This window comes from Micromonospora coerulea (assembly GCF_016598485.1).
GTDB classification, from domain to species: Bacteria; Actinomycetota; Actinomycetes; order Mycobacteriales; family Micromonosporaceae; genus Micromonospora; species Micromonospora coerulea.
The window spans coordinates 1-1,651 of record NZ_JAEMUW010000081.1 but is presented as its reverse complement, the minus strand read 5'-3'; the positions used below and the strand labels follow the sequence as shown (position 1 = coordinate 1,651).

Genomic DNA, 1,651 nt, shown 5'->3' with positions numbered 1-1,651 from the left:
GCCATCGATCGACCCGGCCATCGCCGCTCTGATTGCGCAGATGGCCCGGGGTAATCCCGGCTGGGGCTACCAGCGCCAGGCGCTATCTGGCCGACTGGCGGACAGCAGACGCTCTGGAGGTGACCAGCGAGGCCGTCGCCATCGTGCAGCGCAAGCAGATCTGGATGTGGGCCGCCGAGATCGCCTCCCGCCCCCGCACCGTTGCGCCGATCGCGGCCAGCGCACCGGTGAGGCGGCCCAGCTGGTCACCGCGTTCGCCCGCGGCCTGCCCGGCCGTAGGCTCCCTACGGCTCAGGCCGCTCTGGCGGTGTGCTGCGCCATCTGGCCGAGGCCGAGGGCGAGCACACCCGGCCGCGTCCCTGGACGGCCGGGCCGCCGTGGCCCGGCAAAGGCGGCGCTGCGGCGGGCGCTGCACGCGCTATCGGTAACCGCGCTTGAGCAGGTACTCGGCTCCTGCCTGGAAGCCCTCGGGGCTGAGCACCTCGAAGCCGAAGGCGTCGGCAAGCCGGTCGGTCGTGTTGAACGCGACGCAGACCGCCAGCGCGTCCTCGACCTGCCGGGGTGAGACGCCGGCGGACAGCACTTCCCGCATGTCCCCGGCGCTCACCTTTCCTTCGGCGGTCAGCTTGCCCAGCATCCGCAGCGTTGCCCGCAGCGGCTCCTCGACGGGGGCCGATTCCAGGTCGGCCAGCACCGCCGCGACCCGCAGCCCGTCCTGGTACGCCTGACTTGCGGTCGCGGTGTGTGCGCCGACGCAGAACGCGGACTCGTTCACCTTGGACACGTAGGCCGCCATCAGCTCCCGGTCGCCCACCGACCAGTCAGACGGGCCGCGCATCGCCTCGTGGGTGCACTCCTTCGCCCGGGCGCCGTAGAAATCGGGCCGGTAGAAGACCAGCTTGGCGGCGTCCGGTACCGGGTGCCCGGAGAACAGACGGATGAGCGCGAAGAGCACCTTAGTTGCGGGGCTGTAGCCGCGGTTGAGGATGTCAAGTCGCATTATCCGGCCTCTCCGTTGACGGTTGCTTCGGCCAGGGCCGCCAGTCCCGCTTCATACAGCCGGGCGGACTGGCCGACCGCGGCGCATATCACCAGCTCGAAAAGCTGGTCCTCGCTGAAGCCCAACGCCTTTGCCGCGGCGAAGTCCGCCTCGGTGACTTGCGCGGGCCTCGTGGCGACCTTGCTGATCAGCGTGTCCAACGGCGGGGACAGGCCGTCGTTGCCGAAGGCATGGGCTCGCTGCTGCGCGGCTGCCCTGCCCTCTCCGCTCAGGATGCGATCCACCAGCGCTCGGTGCGCTGCTCGCTTCTTGTCGTCCGGCACGGCGCCCTCCGCCTCCTCTGCAGCTCGGCTATCTGTCCTCATGTATATGACGATCGGCGCGCCGCCGAACACGACACGCAGCCGAAGAAATCCGCCAGACTACACCTGCCGGTCAGATGTGCCCGAAGGCCAGGCGACAGTCGGGCGAATATTCTCCTGGCGGCCGTCTCAAGCGCTCGTCCGCCGATCGTCTGGCTAGTAGAAGGCGGCTCCAAGCCGCGGGGCCACAGCGCGAAGATCGGCAAAGATCGCATCGGGCACCTGGCGACCATATCGACCACCAGGCGTCCCGACGACAGGAATACGGCCGCCGCCGAGATGCACTCTA

2 protein-coding genes are annotated in these 1,651 nt (G+C 69.4%); both read right to left on the bottom strand.

Annotated elements, in window-relative coordinates; translation table 11 throughout:
* Positions 1–418 precede the first annotated feature (418 nt).
* A complete protein-coding gene (locus tag I8N68_RS32325; RefSeq protein WP_200216897.1) occupies positions 419–1,000 on the bottom strand; it encodes a carboxymuconolactone decarboxylase family protein in 582 nt (193 codons plus the stop codon).
* A complete protein-coding gene (locus I8N68_RS32320; RefSeq protein ID WP_307813059.1) occupies positions 1,000–1,323 on the bottom strand; it encodes a carboxymuconolactone decarboxylase family protein in 324 nt (107 codons plus the stop codon). Before I8N68_RS32320 ends, I8N68_RS32325 begins: the two co-directional genes overlap by 1 nt.
* Between the last annotated feature and the right edge of the window lie 328 nt (positions 1,324–1,651).

Excerpts from the sequence above, each read along its gene's own strand:
- I8N68_RS32325 (WP_200216897.1), bottom strand. The coding sequence starts at position 1,000 with ATGCGACTTGACATCCTCAACCGCGGCTACAGCCCCGCAACTAAGGTG.